Annotated in this window: 14 protein-coding genes; 9 read left to right on the forward strand and 5 right to left on the reverse strand. The window is 70.0% G+C overall.

The features are described 5' to 3' along the window. Window positions 1-70 precede the first annotated feature (70 nt). From GTZ93_RS10760 to GTZ93_RS10770, 3 genes are all read left to right on the forward strand, one after another. Window positions 71-1,339, forward strand: coding sequence for a hybrid sensor histidine kinase/response regulator (locus GTZ93_RS10760; RefSeq protein ID WP_257978954.1), 1,269 nt, complete (start codon window positions 71-73; stop codon window positions 1,337-1,339). A 201-nt stretch (window positions 1,340-1,540) separates the two neighbouring features. Further along, a complete protein-coding gene (locus tag GTZ93_RS10765) occupies window positions 1,541-2,728 on the forward strand; it encodes an alpha/beta fold hydrolase (RefSeq protein WP_167547961.1) in 1,188 nt (395 codons plus the stop codon). 188 nt (window positions 2,729-2,916) lie between these two features. Then, entirely contained in the window at window positions 2,917-4,449 is a 1,533-nt protein-coding gene (locus tag GTZ93_RS10770) for a methyl-accepting chemotaxis protein (protein WP_120576241.1), read from the forward strand. Here GTZ93_RS10770 and GTZ93_RS10775 read toward each other — a convergent pair. After that, complete coding sequence (locus tag GTZ93_RS10775) at window positions 4,397-5,929, reverse strand: MFS transporter (RefSeq protein ID WP_139915519.1); 1,533 nt, start codon at window positions 5,927-5,929, stop codon at window positions 4,397-4,399. The two genes, GTZ93_RS10770 and GTZ93_RS10775, sit on opposite strands and share 53 nt — an antisense overlap. Window positions 5,930-6,095: 166 nt before the next feature. On the opposite strand from GTZ93_RS10775, the gene GTZ93_RS10780 reads away from it, so the two are divergent. From GTZ93_RS10780 to GTZ93_RS10790, 3 genes are read left to right on the forward strand one after another with little or no spacing between them, the layout of a single operon-like run. Next, the gene (locus tag GTZ93_RS10780; RefSeq protein ID WP_139915520.1) at window positions 6,096-7,094 is read left to right on the forward strand and encodes a polyprenyl synthetase family protein; all 999 of its coding nucleotides are present in this window, start codon (window positions 6,096-6,098) and stop codon (window positions 7,092-7,094) included. Next, window positions 7,091-7,690: a GbsR/MarR family transcriptional regulator gene (locus GTZ93_RS10785; protein ID WP_139915521.1), complete on the forward strand. Its 600-nt coding sequence runs from the start codon at window positions 7,091-7,093 to the stop codon at window positions 7,688-7,690. Before GTZ93_RS10780 ends, GTZ93_RS10785 begins: the two co-directional genes overlap by 4 nt. Window positions 7,691-7,707: 17 nt before the next feature. Beyond that, window positions 7,708-8,235: a gamma-glutamylcyclotransferase gene (locus GTZ93_RS10790; protein ID WP_120576237.1), complete on the forward strand. Its 528-nt coding sequence runs from the start codon at window positions 7,708-7,710 to the stop codon at window positions 8,233-8,235. Window positions 8,236-8,251: 16 nt separating this feature from the next. Here the strand turns inward: GTZ93_RS10790 and GTZ93_RS10795 are convergent, their stop codons facing one another. Further along, the gene (locus tag GTZ93_RS10795) at window positions 8,252-9,628 is read right to left on the reverse strand and encodes a PQQ-dependent sugar dehydrogenase (protein ID WP_139915522.1); all 1,377 of its coding nucleotides are present in this window, start codon (window positions 9,626-9,628) and stop codon (window positions 8,252-8,254) included. Between the two features lie 370 nt (window positions 9,629-9,998). Between GTZ93_RS10795 and GTZ93_RS10800 the strand changes: the two genes are divergently transcribed. The 3 genes from GTZ93_RS10800 (at window position 9,999) to GTZ93_RS10810 (ending at window position 11,505) form a co-directional block, all read left to right on the forward strand. After that, window positions 9,999-10,262: a hypothetical protein gene (locus GTZ93_RS10800; RefSeq protein WP_139915523.1), complete on the forward strand. Its 264-nt coding sequence runs from the start codon at window positions 9,999-10,001 to the stop codon at window positions 10,260-10,262. Beyond that, a complete protein-coding gene (locus tag GTZ93_RS10805) occupies window positions 10,259-11,050 on the forward strand; it encodes a biliverdin-producing heme oxygenase (RefSeq protein WP_139915524.1) in 792 nt (263 codons plus the stop codon). Before GTZ93_RS10800 ends, GTZ93_RS10805 begins: the two co-directional genes overlap by 4 nt. 104 nt (window positions 11,051-11,154) lie before the next feature. Beyond that, a complete protein-coding gene (locus GTZ93_RS10810) occupies window positions 11,155-11,505 on the forward strand; it encodes a PilZ domain-containing protein (RefSeq protein ID WP_257978955.1) in 351 nt (116 codons plus the stop codon). Window positions 11,506-11,511: 6 nt separating this feature from the next. Here the strand turns inward: GTZ93_RS10810 and GTZ93_RS10815 are convergent, their stop codons facing one another. The 3 genes from GTZ93_RS10815 to GTZ93_RS10825 are packed head-to-tail and all read right to left on the reverse strand — an operon-like array spanning window position 11,512 to window position 16,045. Next, window positions 11,512-12,477 (reverse strand): aldo/keto reductase, encoded by a 966-nt coding sequence (locus GTZ93_RS10815; RefSeq protein ID WP_139915526.1) that lies wholly within the window; start codon window positions 12,475-12,477, stop codon window positions 11,512-11,514. 32 nt (window positions 12,478-12,509) lie between these two features. Next, complete coding sequence (gene glgB, locus GTZ93_RS10820; RefSeq protein WP_139915527.1) at window positions 12,510-14,714, reverse strand: 1,4-alpha-glucan branching protein GlgB; 2,205 nt, start codon at window positions 14,712-14,714, stop codon at window positions 12,510-12,512. Next, window positions 14,711-16,045, reverse strand: coding sequence for a phosphotransferase (locus GTZ93_RS10825; RefSeq protein ID WP_139915528.1), 1,335 nt, complete (start codon window positions 16,043-16,045; stop codon window positions 14,711-14,713). Before GTZ93_RS10825 ends, glgB begins: the two co-directional genes overlap by 4 nt. Window positions 16,046-16,047: the final 2 nt, after the last annotated feature.

The raw sequence follows: 16,047 nt of genomic DNA on the forward strand, positions 1-16,047 counted from the left end.
ACCTACGGGGCCCCGGCCTCGTGTCCGCCCGCTGAGCCGCTCCACCCCCAACGCCCGAGTGAACGCCTCCTTGAAGCCCCCTGTTCCCAGGACGCCCGTACTCACCCCCGTCACCGACCTGTCTCACCGCCGCGCCGATGAGGCGCCCGGTGCGCCACTCGCGCGCATCCTCCTGGTGGACGACACGCCGGCGAACCTGCTCGCCCTGGAGGCCATCCTGGAGCCGCTCGGTCAGCAGGTGGTGTCGGTGCGCTCCGGCGACGAGGCGCTGAAGGCGCTGCTGTTGGACGAGTACGCGTGCGTGCTGATGGACGTGCAGATGCCGGGGCTGGACGGCCTGGAGACGGCGCGTCTGGTGCGCACCCGCGAGCGCACGAAGCACCTGCCCATCCTCTTCATCACCGCGCTCAGCCGCGAGGCGGCCTACGTCACCCGGGGCTACGAGTACGGCGCGGTGGACTACCTGCTCAAGCCGGTGGATCCGAACATCCTGCGCGCCAAGGTGTCCGTGTTCGTGGAGCTGTACCTGCGCGGTGAGAAGCTGCGGCAGCAGGCGCTGGAGCTGGCGGAGCGCCGGCGCGTGGAGGAGGAGCTGCAACGCGCGACGGAGCTCGAGCAGCAGCTGGTGGGAATCGTGGGGCACGACATCCGCACACCGCTCGCGGCCATCCTCACCACGGCCAACGTCCAGCTGTCCCGTGAGGTGCTGCCGGACGCCCAGCGCAAGGCCTTCGAGCGGGTGGCTCGGGGCGGCGAGCGCATCCAGGGCATCGTGGATCAGCTGTTGGACTTCACCCGTGCGCGCGTGGGCGGCGGCATCCCGGTGGTGCCGGGCGCGGGCGACCTCAACGAGCTATGCCGCAAGCTCGTGGACGAGCTGCGCGCGGCGAAACCGGAGCGCTCCATCCTGTGCGACTTCGCCCGCGACAGCCTCCCGGGCGTGTGGGACCTGGACCGGCTGGCGCAGGTGGTGGCCAACCTGCTGGACAACGCGCTCAAGTACAGCCCGCGAGACACGCCCGTGCGCCTGCGCACCTTCGAGCAGGGCGTGGACACCGTCTATCTGGAGGTCCAGAACGCCGGGGCCCCCATCCCCGCGCACCTCCTGCCCACGCTCTTCCAGCCCTTCCGCCGCGGCGACGGCCCGGGCCAGCGCGAGAGCCTGGGCCTGGGGCTCTACATCGCGCGCAGCATCGTGGAGGCCCACCGCGGCACCCTCCGGGTGGAATCGACCCCGGACGTTGGTACGATCTTCTCCCTGTGTCTTCCGCGTCAGGCTTTGGTTGAGACACGCGCGCACTCCGCGTGCGCGGGCGTCTCCACGCCGATGACGGCGTGAGACACAAGGCCGTTCGCGTCACCGACAGTGCATTGCAGTGGTGGCTGATTACTCCACATAAAAGGCATACAACAATCCATCCACATCAAAACCTCTCATAAGATGAGGCAAGCATGTGGAGGGTTTGCTACAATGCCAGACGCCCGGGAGGCAGTCCGTCCGGGCGTGAAATGTGTCCGCTTTGGGGAGGGTGCGCGACAAATGAACGACAACTCGACGTGGATTCCCGTGGAAGGAAGCGACCCGATTCGTGCGTGGGTGCGACGCCCCGCCTCTGGAACGGGTCCGGCCCTGCTGCTGCTGATGGTGGAGGCGTTCGAGGGAAACGCCCACCTGAAGCTGATGGCCGAGCGCTTCAGTGAAGAGGGCTACGTGGTGGTGGTGCCCGACCTCGCCTCACGAGGAGAACCGGAAGAGGTGGACCTGAAGCCGGTGGTGGCCTGGGCGCGCTCGCTACCGGAGGTGGTGGGACTGCGGGGCAAGAAGCAGGTCGGCGCGCTGGGCTACGGGCTGGGTGGGACGCTGGCCGCGCAGCTGGCGGCGCACGCGCACGTGGACTGCGCGGTGGCCTACTGCGCGCCCGGCATGGAGGACGTGCTCGCGCAGGGCGGTGAGAACGCGGCCCCCATGGTGGTCCACTACGCGGAGTGGGACGGCTTCGTGCCCCCGGCCGCGGTGGCGCGGGTGAAGCAGCACGTCAGCGTCGACGTGGAGCTGTACGTGTACCAGGGCGTGCGCCACGGCTTCTTCCGCGAGGGCTCGCCGGCCTGGAACCGGCCCTCGATGATGACGGCGCACACGCGCACCCTCGCGCTGCTCAAGCGCGTGATGGGGCCGCGCTACGACCTGGCCGCGCTGTGGGACAAACACACGGAGCTGGAGTTCGCCGCCCGCGACGCGGACGCGACCATGAAGACCATGGTGTCGCACCCGTACGTCAACAGCGTGCCGGTGATGACGGGTGGCGTGGGCGCGGAGTACCTGCACCGCTTCTACGAAAACCACTTCGTGCACGCCAACCCCAAGGACACGAAGATGACCCTGCTGTCGCGCACCGTGGGCGCCGACCGTGTGGTGGACGAGTTCATCTTCAGCTTCACCCACGACATCGAGATGGACTGGATGCTCCCCGGCATCCCGCCCACCGGGAAGTACGTGGAGGCGGCCTTCGTGGCGGTGGTGAACTTCCGCGGCGACAAGCTCTACCACGAGCACATCTACTGGGATCAGGCCGCCGTCCTGGTGCAGCTGGGCCTGATTGACCGCAAGGGCCTGCCCGTCACCGGCGCCGAGGCCGCGCGCAAGCTGCTGGATGAGACCCTCCCGTCCAACACCCTGATGGAGAAGTGGGACGAGAGCGCGCCGTCCAACAACCGCAAGGCCGGCTGACTCAAGCCGGGATGACGCCCGCGCCCCGGGTTCGTCGCTACCCAGGGCGCGGTGTCTGACTTTCACGGGCTGGGATGCGCGGAGCCATTGCGCCGGCTCCTCTGGGATGTCCACAATGCAGCACCTCACTGGATGGTCCAGAGGGGCTACGTTTCCCAGACTTCCTCTGGATTTGGCGCCGCTCCCGGATGCGACTCTCCCTTTCGCAGAAGCTCACGCTGGCGCCGCTGTTGGTGGCGCTGTTCTTCACTGTCCTCTTCTTCGGCTACCTCATCCCGCGTGTCAGCTCCGCCTTCGAGGCGCAGGGCCGGGACGTGGGAGGCGCGTTGCCCGCGGCGCTGGCGGCCACGCTGCCCGCGGCGATGCCCGGGGGCCAGACGGAGGCGCTCCAGGCGGTGCTGGATCAGGCGGTCCGCCACCACCAGGTGGCCTACGTGGCCGTCTTCGACGGGACCGGGCAGCTGCGCGCGGTGGCGGGCGAGTACGCCACCGCGATGCGGGAGCTGCGCGACCGGCTGGCCCGCGCGCAGGGTGAGGCGACGTTCTACGTGCGGGACGCGGAGCTGTTGGACGTGAGCTCGCGCTTCGCGAACGGCGCGGGCACCGTGCACGTGGGCTTCAACCGCACGTCGGCGCGCGCGCAGGTGCGGGCCATCACCACCGGGGTGAGCGTGGTGATGGTGCTGGCGCTCGCGCTCTTCGTCGTCGTGGGCATCGTGCTGGCGCGCCGGGTGGCGGCGCCGCTGGTGCAGCTGACGGCGGCCGCCCAGCGCATCGCGGAGCACGGCGACCTGCGCGAGACGGTGCGCGTGGAGGGCTCGGACGAGGTGGCCCAGCTGTCCAAGGCCTTCTCCCTGATGGTGTCCAAGGTGAAGGACCTCTTGCAGCAGTTGCAGGGCTCGTCGGACCTGCTGCGCGGCTCGGTGGACCACCTGAACGACTCCGCGGGCCGGCAGAACGAGATGGTGTCCCGCCACGCCGCCGCGCTGCAGGAGACGCAGGTGACGGCGCAGGAGATCCGCCAGACGTCGGTGGTGGCGTCGCGTGCGGCGGAGACGGTCATCGACGTGGCGGAGCGCGCGGAGGTGCTGGGCAAGACGGGCGAGATCGCCATCACCGAGAGCATCGAGGGGATGGTGGCGCTGCGCGCGCAGGTGGAGCAGATCGCCGAGCGCATCATGGCCCTGGGCGAGCGCACCGAGCAGATCTCCGGCATCACGGAGACGGTGAAGGACCTGGCGGACCAGTCCCACCTGCTCGCGGTGAACGCGGCCATCGAGGCGGCGCGCTCCGGGGAGCACGGCAAGGGCTTCGCGGTGGTGGCCCGGGAGATTCGCGGCCTGGCGGACCAGTCCATCCGCGCGACGAACCAGGTGCGCGGCATCCTGGCGGACATCAGCACCGCCATCTTCGCCACGGTGGAGATCACGGCCGCGGGTACGCAGCGCATGGAGACGGGCCTGGCCCAGGTGCGCACGTCCGGGGACACGCTGCGCCAGCTGTCCTCCATCGTGCGGGACAGCGTGGTGTCCGCCCGTCAGATTTCGCAGACGGTGAACCAGCAGGCCACCGGCATCGAGCAGATCTTCACCGCCGTCAACGAGCTCAACACGGTGATGGGCGACACGGTGAAGCGCATCGCCACCACCAGCGAGTCCGCCGTGTCGCTCAAGCTCCTGTCGGAGCGCGTGGCGGCGATGGTGCGCGACTACCGGCTGTAACCGGGCGGAGGCGGGGCGCGAACCGCTCCACCACCTGGGCCAGGGTGCGCGTAGTGGCGGCGCCGGGTTCGTTCACCCGGGCCGCGAGGAAGGCGGCCCCCAGCCGGGCCACCGACGACACGACGAAGAGCACGTGCAGGTTCACCCAGAGGTGGCCGCCCAGCATGAACTGCTGGGGCACGCGCGCCGCCAGCGCCCCGCCCAGGGCCGCCGCCGCCGCGTAGGCCAGCCCGCCCGCGGTGGCGAACGCCGCCAGGTAGAAGGGCCGGCCGCGGCGCGGCGCCACCGTCAGGGGCAGCGCGAAGATGGCCAGGCCGTGGCCGCTCCACAGCGCGCCCGCCAGGAGCACGTCGAACAGCAGCGGCCAGAGCGTCCCCGCGGAGGGCAGCAGCCACAGCATGGGGATGGCGCTGATGCCCAGCGAGCAGAGCATCAGCACCGGCTGTGCGCCCAGCTTGTCGATGGCGCGGCCCCAGAGGGGCGCCGTCAGCACGCGCACGCCCGCCACCGCCGCCGCGTGCAGGGCCATGATGACGAAGGTCATCTTGAGGTTCTGCAGGCTGTGCAGCGCGAAGAAGGGCGCGGACACGCCCACCGCCGCGTTCCACGCCACCTGGTACAGCAGCACCCGCCGGGCCCCGTCGTCCTTCCAGGGCAGGAGCGCCGCCTTGAGCTCCAGCTTCGGCGAGCTGCCCGGGGGCGCCGGATCATGCTGCGCGGCCATCATCAGCGTGGTGACGACGCCCATGACGCACGCGGCGAGCGCCAGCAGCGGCAGCGCCATGCCCACCCCATCCAGCCCCTTCAACCGGTCCATCAGCAGGCCCGCGGTGAGCGACGCGCCCGTGCCCATCAGCGTGGTGAGCGCGGTGCGCTTGCCGAAGAAGCGGCCCCGCACGGCGCCCGGGACGAGCTCCCCCATCCACGCCACCCATGCGTTGTTGCCCACCACCGCCAGCAGCGCGGACGCCCCGGCCACGGCGAGCAGCAGGTGCTGCTGCCCCTCCAGGGACAGGCCCAGCCACGGCAACAGCGCCATGGGCAAGAGGGCCAGCCGGGACAGGCACACCGCCGTCAGCGCCACCCGCCGGTGGCCGAAGCAGAGGGTGAGCCACGCGGCGGGGAACTGCACGAACTGCGCGAAGAACGGCAGCGCCGTCATCACGCCCACCAGGAAGGGGCCCAGCTTCAGCGCGATGGCCCACGCGGTGAGCACGGTAGGACCCGCGCACGCGGTGAACACCTCCGCGAACATCCCCTCCACGATGGAGACCTTCAGCGACGCACGGAGGCGCCGGTGCAGGGGCGGGCCGCGGTGGCCGTCCAGGGGCGGAGGGGCCCCCAGGAGGGGCGCGGACGCGCCGGGCAGCGAGGCGCCAGGGCGGAAGAGCGGGACGCCGGTGGCGAGGGAAGCGAAGCTCTGGACGAGGCGGCGACGGAAGGCGGCGGACACTGCGATTCGTTTCCCACGGCCTCGCATTCCCTCTCAATCGGACCTCCAAGGACTCCCCCGCGCCCGGCCGGACACCAACCGGGCTTATTCGTCGCTTTCCGCTGACTGTCCGCTCGCTTGGAGGGCAGAAGGGATTTCGGTGCAGTTCACGCGGTCTTGAACTATATGAACGGCCCGGAAGGAGACCGCGCACATGGATGTCGCTCACGAGCTGACGGAGTTTCTGGGGCAGGTGGAGCAGCGTCTGACCGAATTGCTCGCGGATGGCGACGTCGGTCCGGACGTGAAGGGTGACACGCTGATGGATGCGGCGCGCCACCTGTGCCTGGGGGCCGGGGGCAAGCGGGCCCGCCCCATGCTCGTCCGCCTGTTCGGTGGCGTGGTGGGTGTGCCGGCCGCACGGCTGGTGGATGTGGGTGTGGCGGCGGAGATGATCCACTCGGCCAGCCTGCTGCATGACGACGTGGTGGACGCGGGCATGTTCCGCCGGGGCCGCCCGACGGTGAACGCGCGCTGGGGCAACATCGTCGCGGTGATGAGCGGCGACCTCATCCTGTCCACTGCGCTGTCGCGGCTGTCCCTGCTGGACGCGCGCTTGGTGCAGAGCGGCCTGGCCATCGTCACGGAGATGACCCGCGCGGCCATCGCGGAGGTGGAGGCGCGCGGCGACATGAACCTGCCGCTCACCCGGCTGCGCTACATCGCCGAGGGCAAGACGGGATCGCTGTTCGGCTGGTGCGGCAAGGCCGCGGCGACGCTGGCGGACAAGCCGGATGCGCAGGCGCGCTTCGACGCGTTCGGCCGGCACCTGGGCGTGGCGTTCCAGATCGCCGACGACATCCGCGACATCCTGGGCACGGACGTGGGCAAGCCCCGGTACGCGGACGTGCACTCGCGCACGCCGTCGCTGCCCATCCTGCTGGCGGTGTCGCGGGACGAGTCCCTGCGCCGCAAGCTCAAGGACGCGTGGGCGTTCTCCGTCATCACCCCGGAGCGCACCCGGGAGATTGGCGCCGCCATCGAGGCCGCCGGCGCGGTGGAGGCGTCCATGGAGATGATGAACGTCGAAATCGAAGCGGCGCTCGACAAGCTGGGGCCCTTCGCGAACGACGCCGCTGGCGCGGAGCTGATGAGCTGGGCGCACCGGCTGTCGGAGGGCATCGCGGAGCAGGTGAAGGGACGCGCTGCATGAAGGGCTACCTGTGGACGGGGGGGGATCCCGGGAGCCAGAAGACCGTCGCGCCGCCGGAGAACGGACGGCTGGCGCCATGGGAGGCCATCGCCGTGGAGGCGGTGGGCAACGTCATCGAGTTCTGGGGCTTCAAGCGCAACCAGGGCCGCGTGTGGGGCCTGCTCTACCTGCGCGGCGAGCCGCTGACAGCCGGTGAGATTGAACGCGAGCTCGACCTGTCCAAGGGCGGCGTGTCCATGCTGCTGCGCGACCTGGAGCAGTGGGGCGTCATCCAGCGGGTGCGCGTGCCGCGGGACACGGTGTGGCGCTACGCGGCGGAGACGGACCTGGTGCGGATGGTGACGCACGTGGTGGAGGAGCGCGAGGCGGCCTTCGTCACCCGCATCCGCGCGGACCTGTCCGAAGCGCGCCGGCTGGCGGAGGGTGCTGGCGGCTTGCAGGCGGAGAAGCTGCGGCGGCTGGAGCGCATGGCCGTGCTGGCCGACCACGTGGAGCGCGCGCTGCGGCTGTTCATCAAGACGTCCCGCCTGGACGTGGGCGGGGTGCTGGGCGCGTTCCGCGACGGCGCCCTGTCGCGCGGCAAAGGCGAGCGGTAGAGGCGGGAGGACACACAATGGATTCGCACTACGACCAGGTGATGAAGGCGCGCGAGCAGGCGGACGCGAACGCGCCCCGGCGCTACTTCGCGTACTCGACCATCCTGGACCGGGCCGCCTTCGAGGAGTGGAGGCAGCAGCACAGCTACGGCTTCTTCGACCTGCCGGAGGGCCAGCTCGCCGAGGCGCTGGACGTGGACCTTGTCTACGACTTCCCGTCGCGCTGGTGGGGCGGCCGGGTGGCGGGCCTGACGGACGCGCCGGGCGCGCGCGTGTACGGGCGGCTCTTCGAGATCCCCGGCAAGGACTGGCCCATCGTCCAGCACAAGGAGGGCTTCGTCACCAGCATGTGCGTGGAGCGCACGGTGCGCGTGCGCGTGGATGGCCAGGAGGTGGAGGCCACCGCGTTCGTGACCAACCCGCGCCGTGCGTCGTCGGACGGGCCGGTGAGCCCGCGCTTCGTGGAGGCGCTGGTGCGCGGCGCGAAGAGCGCCGGGCTGCCCGCGGACTACGTGGAGAAGCTGGCGCGCGGCGAGTCGCGCTGAGTCGCTCGCCGCCGGGCTACGGCCGGGCGGTGGGGGCGATGCGATAGAGAGCACCGGCGGCGTCGTCGCTGACGATGAAGCCGCCGCCCGGGGCCAGGGCCACGTCCACCGGCCGGCCCCACACGCTCAGGTCCGGGTTCTTGAAGCCCGTGACGAGGTCCACCTCCTGCATGGGCTGGTGTGTGGCCAGGTCCCACGGGAAGACGGTGACCTTGTAGCCGGTCCGCTCCGTGCGGTTCCACGAGCCGTGGTAGGCGACCAGCGCGCCGCGCTTCCACTCCGGATTGAGCTCCCCATGGTCGAAGAACGTCAGGCCCAGGGGCGCCGAGTGCGCCTGGATGCCCTGGTCCGTCTTGTCCAACGCGGCGCAGTCCGCCTTGGCGCCGTCCCGGTTGAGGTTGTAGTCGCGGTCCAGGGGCATGTGCTTCAGGCCGCTGGGGGAGTCCGGGTTGGAGTTGCAGAAGGGCCAGCCGTAGTGGCCGCCCTGCCGCACGGAGGTGAGTGCCTCTGGCGGGTGGTTGTCCACGTACTCCGGAATGACCTTGCCGTACTGCCCGGTGCCGTCGTCGAACGGGTAGGGCGTGTTGTCGCGGTTGTTGACCGCCACCCACAGCGTGTCGGTGCCCGGCTCCCACGCAAGGCCCTCCGCGTTGCGCAGGCCCCGGGCGAACAGCTCGCGTGAGCCGCCGCTCCAGTCCCACCGGTAGATGGCGCCGCGCAGCGGGTCGCTGGTGGTGTCGCCCAGGCACACGTTGCAGGTGGACGCGATGGCCACGTACACGCGGTGCTGTGAGTCCACCGCCAGGTTCTTGAGCTCGTGGCCGTAGGCGCCGTGCAGCTCCGGGAGGGATGCGTCCGGCAGTCCCGTGACGACCGTCTCCACCGTGCCGCGCGCCGTCTCACCGGGCGTCCAGCGCGAGCGCGTGACGCGGTCCTTCTCCGACAGGAAGACCCACACCTGCCCGTCGCGCTCGTGGAAGACGAGGTCGTGGGGCCGGCCCAGGCCGCCTGCCCACTGTGTCACCTCCGGCGCCTGGCCCTCGCGGGGGCGCACCTGCATCACCTTGTTCTGGCCGGGAACGGAGACGAGCAGCGTGCCCTCCGGCGAGAATGCGATGAAACGCGCGCCCGGCACCCGCGCCCAGACCGCTACGGACATGCCTGATGGGATGTTCAGGGAGTGCGGCACATCGAACGGAGCGCCCCTCATGCCCTCCGGAACCTGGATCTGGGCCGCCTGGAGGTTCCAGGAGACAGGTTGCTGACCCGCGTCCACCACGCCTGAGTCCCGGAGCGAAAGGGAGGGCTCCGGGGCGTTCGTCGAGTTGGACTTGCAGCCGGCCTGGAGGCACGCCAGGCCCAGGAAGGTCGTCAGCACGAGGGGTCGCCGCATGGTCGTCTTTTCCTAACCGCGTTCTCCGACTGAACGCGACCTGAACAAACCTTCAGCCACTTTTTTTCGTCGTCCCGAGCACCCCTGAACGGGCCTGAACAAACCTTCAGGGAGTTTCGCCGCGTCGGAAAGGGTCGTGCCTACATGAACAAAAAGGCAGCCAGCGGCACTGGTGTGAGACATGAAACAAATAAATGCAGACATATGTAATTGACCGCGATGTTTGTATTTGTCTGGTGTTTTAATGTCTGTCTTTGGGGTGTTGACCACCGGTCTCCGGAACAGAACGGGGTGGACCGGGCTTGACGGCGGAAGGGCGTTGTGGCTTCATGATTTTGATTTCGATAATCAAAATCATCTGGAGAACGCGATGCTCGGTCAGGGATGCTGCAGGGCGGTGCTGGCGCGAGGCCCGTGCGCTGAAGTGACGCGGTGCAGCTGTGGGCACATCCACCTGGCGGTGGGTCCGGTGACGCTGCGCCTGGAGGAGGACGTCCTGCGCGCGCTGGGCCACACCCTGGTGGAGGCCATCCACCAGTTGGAGATGCCGCACGCGCCCGCGCACGAGGCGAAAGCGCAGGAGCCGGCTCCCGCCGCCGCCCACGGGGCGCCCACCGGCGGGTGGAAGCAGTGAGCACCGTCCGGGGGACGATCCGCTGGGGCGGCTTCGAGCGCTCCGCGAGGGACAAGCGCCTGTCCTCCGCGTCCACGGCCCTCGGGGGCCTCCCGTCCACGCAGCGGCTGTCGCTGCGGCTGGAGGAGGGGACGGGGATCGCCCGGCGCCAGGCGGAGCAGTCCACCTTCCTGGAAGCGCTCTTCAACGGCGCGTGGAACGGCGGCGTCTATGGCCAGTTCGTGCGGGCGCGCCATTACGCGAACCACCTGCGCCAGCTGCACGTCGTCTACGAAGCGCTGGAGTCCGTGCTGCCGGCGCTGAAGGACGGCCCGCTCACGCGCGTGCTGCGGCTGCCGGAGCTGCGGCGGGCCTCCGCGTTGCTGGCGGACCTGGACTGGTTCTGCGGCGACACGCGCACGAAGCCCTTCGCCTGCACGGAGACGCGGCTGCACGCCGAGCGGATCCGCGAAGTGGCGGCCGAGGCCCCGCACCTGCTCATCGCCCATGCCTGGGCCCGCTGCGTCCAGGACCTCTACACCGCCCCCCAGCGCTCGGAGCTCATCGCGCAGGCGTTCGAGCTGGAGAACGGCCGGGGCACGGCCTTCTACAACGCGGTGTCCGCCGCGGAGCTGCTCGCCTTCCAGAGCCGGCTGGTGGCCCGGCTGGACGAGGTTCCGCTGACGGAGGGCGAGGCCCAGGAGCTGGTCCAGGAGGCGCGGCTGGCCTTCCGCATCCAATCGCTCATCTGCGACGAGCTGGCTCGGGACGCACCGGAGCTGGAGGGGCTGGGCGGTACTCCTGGGTAGGGTTGCCACGAACCCACGGAGGAGGTGGTCCGACCCACCGGCACGCCTTCTCGCCTGGGAGGGCGATGTGCCGTTTCGTGACAGGCACGTTAGGATGGCGGAACGTGACACTCCAGATGACCTCTCACATCGATCGCCGCGCCTTCCCCCGCATCCACGCGCCCCTCTATTCGCGCCCCGCGCGCATGAAGGTGGGCGAAAAGAAGCAGGTGCTCGACGTCAGCCTCGGGGGCGCGCGCATCTACTCGGATGATCCGCAGGACGTGGGCTCGCGGCTGGATCTGGAGCTGTTCCTTCCGGACGGCAGCTCGCTGGAATGTACGGCGCGCATCGTCTGGGCCATCAAGTTACCCAAGGACGCCGTGGCCCGCTTCGAGGTGGGCCTGTCCTTCACCGAAGTGCCAGAGCCCGTCCTGGCACGTCTGAAGACCGTCCTCGTCACGGACGAGGGCTAGACGGCGCTACTTCGAAGACGCGCTGTCCAGCTCGCGCAGGTCGTCCGCTTCCAGCTTCAGGGAGAAGGCCCCGAGCAGCTCCTTCACCTGCGGCACGGACGTGGCGCTGGCGATGGGCGCCACCACGGTAGGCCGCGTCTCGAGCCACGCGAGCGCCACCTGTGACGGCGTGGCACCCCGGCGCTCCGCCACCTTCTTCAGCGCGGCGACGACGCCCCAGCCCTGCGCGTTACCGTACTTCTTGAGCACGTTGCCCGCGCGCGGTGACGCCGGAGCCGGCTGCCCCTCCTGGTACTTGCCGGTGAGGAAGCCCGCGGCGAGCCCGAAGTAGGGCGCCACGGCCAGGCCTTCCTTCTCACTCACCTGCTGGAGCGCGCCCTCGAACTTCGGACGCTCGACCAGGTTGTACTCCGGTTGGATGACCTGGTAGCGCGCGAGCCCCAGCCTCTTCTGTGTGTCCAGGGCCTCCTGCGCGCGCTCCGCGGTGTGGTTGCTCAGGCCCAGCGCCTTCACCTTGCCCGCCTTCACCAGCGCGTCGAAGGCGCGGAGCGTCTCCTCGAAGGGCGTGTTCGGGTCGTCGTAGTGCGCGTAGTACAGGTCGATGCGCTCCACGCCCAGGCGGCGCAGGGACGCGTCCACGCTCTTCTCGATGTGCTCGCGCGTGAGGCCCTTGCCCAGCGCCGTCTCCGCGCCGACCTTCGTGGCCACCACCAGGCGGTCCTTCGCCTTGCGCGAGGCGATCCACTTGCCCAGCACTGCCTCCGACTCGCCGCCCACGTGGCCGGGGATCCACCGCGAGTACACGTCCGCGGTGTCCACGAAGTTGCCGCCGCCCTCCACGAACGCGTCGAGCACGGCGAACGAGGTCGCCTCGTCCGCCGTCCAGCCGAAGACGTTCCCGCCCAGACACAGCGGGAACACCTCCAGGCCCGACGTTCCCAGCTTCCGCTTCGCCGCTGCTCCTGCCGCCATGCCCCAAATCCTTCCGGTGAGGCCGGGGCGTGCTACCCCGGCGTGAACCACACCACCGACAGCGGGGGCAGGGTGAGCGTCGCGGACGCGGGCTGGCCGTCCCAACCCGTGGGCTCCGTGTGCACCTGGCCCCGGTTGCCCATGCCGCTGCCGCCGTACTCCCCGGCGTCGGTGTTGACCAGTTCCACATAACGGCCGTGGAGCGGGAAGCCCACGCGATAATCCTCGCGAGGCACCGGCGACATGTTGGCCACGCACACCACGTGACGGCCGGGCGTGCGCGAGCGGCGCACGAAGGCCAGCACGTTCGCCGCGGACGCGTCCGGCTGAAGCCACTGGAAGCCAATGGGCTCGCTGTCCGAGTCGTACAGCGCGGGCAGGTCGCGGTAGATGCGATTCAGGTCGCCCACCAGGTTCTGGATGCCCTTGTGGCCCGGGTCATTGAGCAGGTGCCAGTCCAGGCTCTTGTCGTGGTTCCACTCCGCCGGCTGGCCGAACTCGCCGCCCATGAAGAGCAGCTTCTTGCCCGGGTGGGCCCACATCCACGCGAACAGCGCGCGCAGGTTCGCGCGCTTCTGCCACGCGTCGCCCGGCATGCGCCCGTAGAGGCTGCCCTTGCCGTGGACCACCTCGTCGTGGCTCAGCGGCAGCATGAAGTGCTCGCTGAACGCGTACAGCAGGCCGAAGGTGAGCTGGTTGTGGTGGAACTGCCGGTAGACGGCGTCCTTGGAGAAGTACGACAGCGTGTCGTGCATCCAGCCCATGTTCCACTTGAAGTGGAAGCCCAGGCCGCCCTCGCTGACGGGCTGGGACACCTTGGGCCACGCGGTGGACTCCTCCGCGATGACGACCACGCCCGGGTGCTTGCGGCGGATGGTGTCGTTGAGTTCGCGCAGGAACTGGATGGCTTCTTCGTTCTCGCGGCCGCCCCAGCGGTTGGGGACCCACTCGCCGTGCTTCCGGCTGTAGTCCAGGTAGAGCATGGAGGCCACCGCGTCCACGCGCAGCCCGTCGATGTGGTACTCCTCCAGCCAGAACAGCGCGTTGGCGATGAGGAAGTTGCGCACCTCGTTGCGGCCGAAGTTGAAGACGAGCGTGCCCCAGTCCGGCTGCGAACCCTGGCGTGGATCCGAGTGCTCGTAGAGGGACGTGCCGTCGAACTGGCCCAGCGCATGACTGTCGCGCGGGAAGTGGCCCGGCACCCAGTCCACGATGACGCCGATGCCCTCCTGGTGCAGGTAGTCCACCAGGTAGCGGAAGTCGTCCGGGTGGCCGAAGCGCGAGGTGGGCGCGTAGTAGCCACCGACCTGGTAGCCCCAGGAGCCGCCGTAGGGGTGCTCGGACACGGGCAGCAGCTCCACGTGCGTGAAGCCCAGCTCCTTCGCGTAGCGAGACAGCTCCGGCGCCAGCTCGCGGTACGTCATGGGCCGGTCGCCGTCCTCCACCACGCGGCGCCAGCTGCCCAGGTGGACCTCGTACACGCTCCACGGGTGCTTGGCCGCGTCCACGTGCTTCTCGCGCGTCTCCAGCCACGCGCTGTCGCCCCAGGCGTAGCGCTGCAGGTCGTGCACCACGGACGCGGTGGCGGGCGGAGTTTCCGTGCGGAAGGCGAAGGGGTCCGCCTTGAGCAGCGGGCCGCCGCCGTGGCCGGGCCGGATTTCGAACTTGTAGCGGGTGCCCTCGCCGACCTCCGGGACGAACAGCTCCCAGATGCCGGAGGACCCCATGCGCCGCATGGCGTGCAGGCGGCCGTCCCAGCCGTTGAAGTCACCCACCACGGACACGCCCCGGGCGGTGGGGGCCCAGACGGCGAACGACGTGCCCTTCACGCCGTTGTGGTGGATGAGGTGCGCGCCCATGCGCTCCCAGAGCCGCTCGTGGCGGCCCTCGCCGGCGAAGTACAGGTCCATCTCCCCGATGGTGGGCAGGAAGCTGTAGGGGTCGCGCAGCGTGAAGACCTTCTTGCCCGGGTACTCCACCTCCAGCAGGTACCCGAAGGGCTCCGTGCGGCCGTTGATGCGCGCCTCGAAGACGCCGCCGGTGCGGTGCTGCATGGGCACCTTGCCCCCGAACTCCGGCAGGACGTGGACGGCCACGGCCTCCGGGCGGTAGGCGCGCACCACGACCGCGTCGCCGTCCGGGTGGACGCCCAACATGGAGTGGGGCTCCGGGTGGCGCAGCTCCACCACGCGTTGCAGCTCCGCGTCCACCTGTGCTCTGTCCGCAGGCTTCCTCACTGGGCATCCTCCATCCGCAACAGGGCCTCGACGGGGATGCGCACCCAGTCCGGCCGGTTGGCGAGTTCGTAGCGCACTTCGTACAACAGCTTCTCCAGTTCGAAGGCGCGCAACATCACGTTGAAGGCTTCATCGTTGTCGGGCAGGAAGGTGGCGCCGCGCGTCGCCTGGCGGTAGCCCTCCAGGAACGCGTCGCGGGTGGGGCCCACGCGCCCGCGCGGCTGGCCGCCCTCCAGCGACACGGTGGCCTCCGCGTAGTCGAACGAGCGGAGCATCCCCGCCACGTCGCGCAGCGCGCTGTACTTCTCACGGCGCGCGGTGAAGGAGCGGGACGGCTCACCCTCGAAGTCGAAGAACAGCCACTGGCCATCCGAGCGCAGCACCTGGCCCAGGTGCAGGTCGCCGTGGATGCGGATCTTCTGGCCAGAGGGCGCCACCTGCGCCAGCCGCTTCGCGTACGCGATGAGGCCCTCGCGCCGGCCCTCCAGGTCCGCGTGCAGCCGCCCGGCGTCCGCCAGCGTCACGCCCAGCTCGCCCACGATGGACGCGCTCCAGCGCTGCAGGTCCTCCTGGAGCAGCGGCTCCGGGGAGAACGACAGGTCGTCCGGCCCCGCGGAGGCGAAGGCCTTGTGCAGCTCTCCCAACCGCGCGCCCAGGTCGCGCATGTCCCCGAGGAAGCCGTCGCCCAGCGCCTTCTCCTGGCGCAGCCGCTCCAGCGTGTACTTCCAGCCGTCCACGGCGTCCGGCACGAAGCGGTGCGCCAGCGCGAGCGTCGCGCCCGCGGGGCCCTCCAGGTTCAGCGCGCCCACCAGCTGCGGCGTCGCGCGGAAGGACGTCTTCGTCGCGAGGAAGCGGCCCACCTCGTATTCGGGGTTCACGCCGGCCTCCAGCTTGCGGATGACCTTGACGATGACCCGCTCGCCCAGCACCAGCGACGTGTTGCTCTGCTCCACGTTGAGCCGGCGCACGGTGAGCGGATCCGGCAGCGCCACGCCGCTGTCCGTGGAGGCGATCCATTCACCCACCACGCGGCCGGAGCCGGACACCACCTGCCGGCCCTCGCGCGCGAGGCTGAAGAGGGCGCGCACGCATTCGTCGTCCTCCAGCGCGCTCACCAGTCCGTCGGCCGTGTGCCGGACCTGGAGCTGGTAGCGCTCCGGATTTCCCAACTCGTAGACGACTTCGATGATGGCCAGGGTGAAGGAGCACGTGCCCAGGTCCATGTTCACGTGGTCCGCCACGCTGACACTTTTGATGGGCCACGCCTTGCCGGCGAACCAACGTTGGGCCTTGAGGAAGTCTGGCAGCTTGGTCAGGTCCAGGGGGGTCACGC

It is taken from the genome of Corallococcus exiguus (assembly GCF_009909105.1).
GTDB classification, from domain to species: Bacteria; Myxococcota; Myxococcia; order Myxococcales; family Myxococcaceae; genus Corallococcus; species Corallococcus exiguus.

Bases quoted from the DNA above. Each gene is read 5' to 3' on its own strand.
- GTZ93_RS10775 (WP_139915519.1), bottom strand. From the start codon at position 5,929: ATGCGAGGCCGTGGGAAACGAATCGCAGTGTCCGCCGCCTTCCGTCGC.
- GTZ93_RS10780 (WP_139915520.1), top strand. From the start codon at position 6,096: ATGGATGTCGCTCACGAGCTGACGGAGTTTCTGGGGCAGGTGGAGCAG.
- GTZ93_RS10790 (WP_120576237.1), top strand. From the start codon at position 7,708: ATGGATTCGCACTACGACCAGGTGATGAAGGCGCGCGAGCAGGCGGAC.
- GTZ93_RS10765 (WP_167547961.1), top strand. From the start codon at position 1,541: ATGAACGACAACTCGACGTGGATTCCCGTGGAAGGAAGCGACCCGATT.
- GTZ93_RS10800 (WP_139915523.1), top strand. From the start codon at position 9,999: ATGCTCGGTCAGGGATGCTGCAGGGCGGTGCTGGCGCGAGGCCCGTGC.
- GTZ93_RS10770 (WP_120576241.1), top strand. From the start codon at position 2,917: ATGCGACTCTCCCTTTCGCAGAAGCTCACGCTGGCGCCGCTGTTGGTG.
- GTZ93_RS10785 (WP_139915521.1), top strand. From the start codon at position 7,091: ATGAAGGGCTACCTGTGGACGGGGGGGGATCCCGGGAGCCAGAAGACC.
- GTZ93_RS10815 (WP_139915526.1), bottom strand. From the start codon at position 12,477: ATGGCGGCAGGAGCAGCGGCGAAGCGGAAGCTGGGAACGTCGGGCCTG.
- GTZ93_RS10795 (WP_139915522.1), bottom strand. From the start codon at position 9,628: ATGCGGCGACCCCTCGTGCTGACGACCTTCCTGGGCCTGGCGTGCCTC.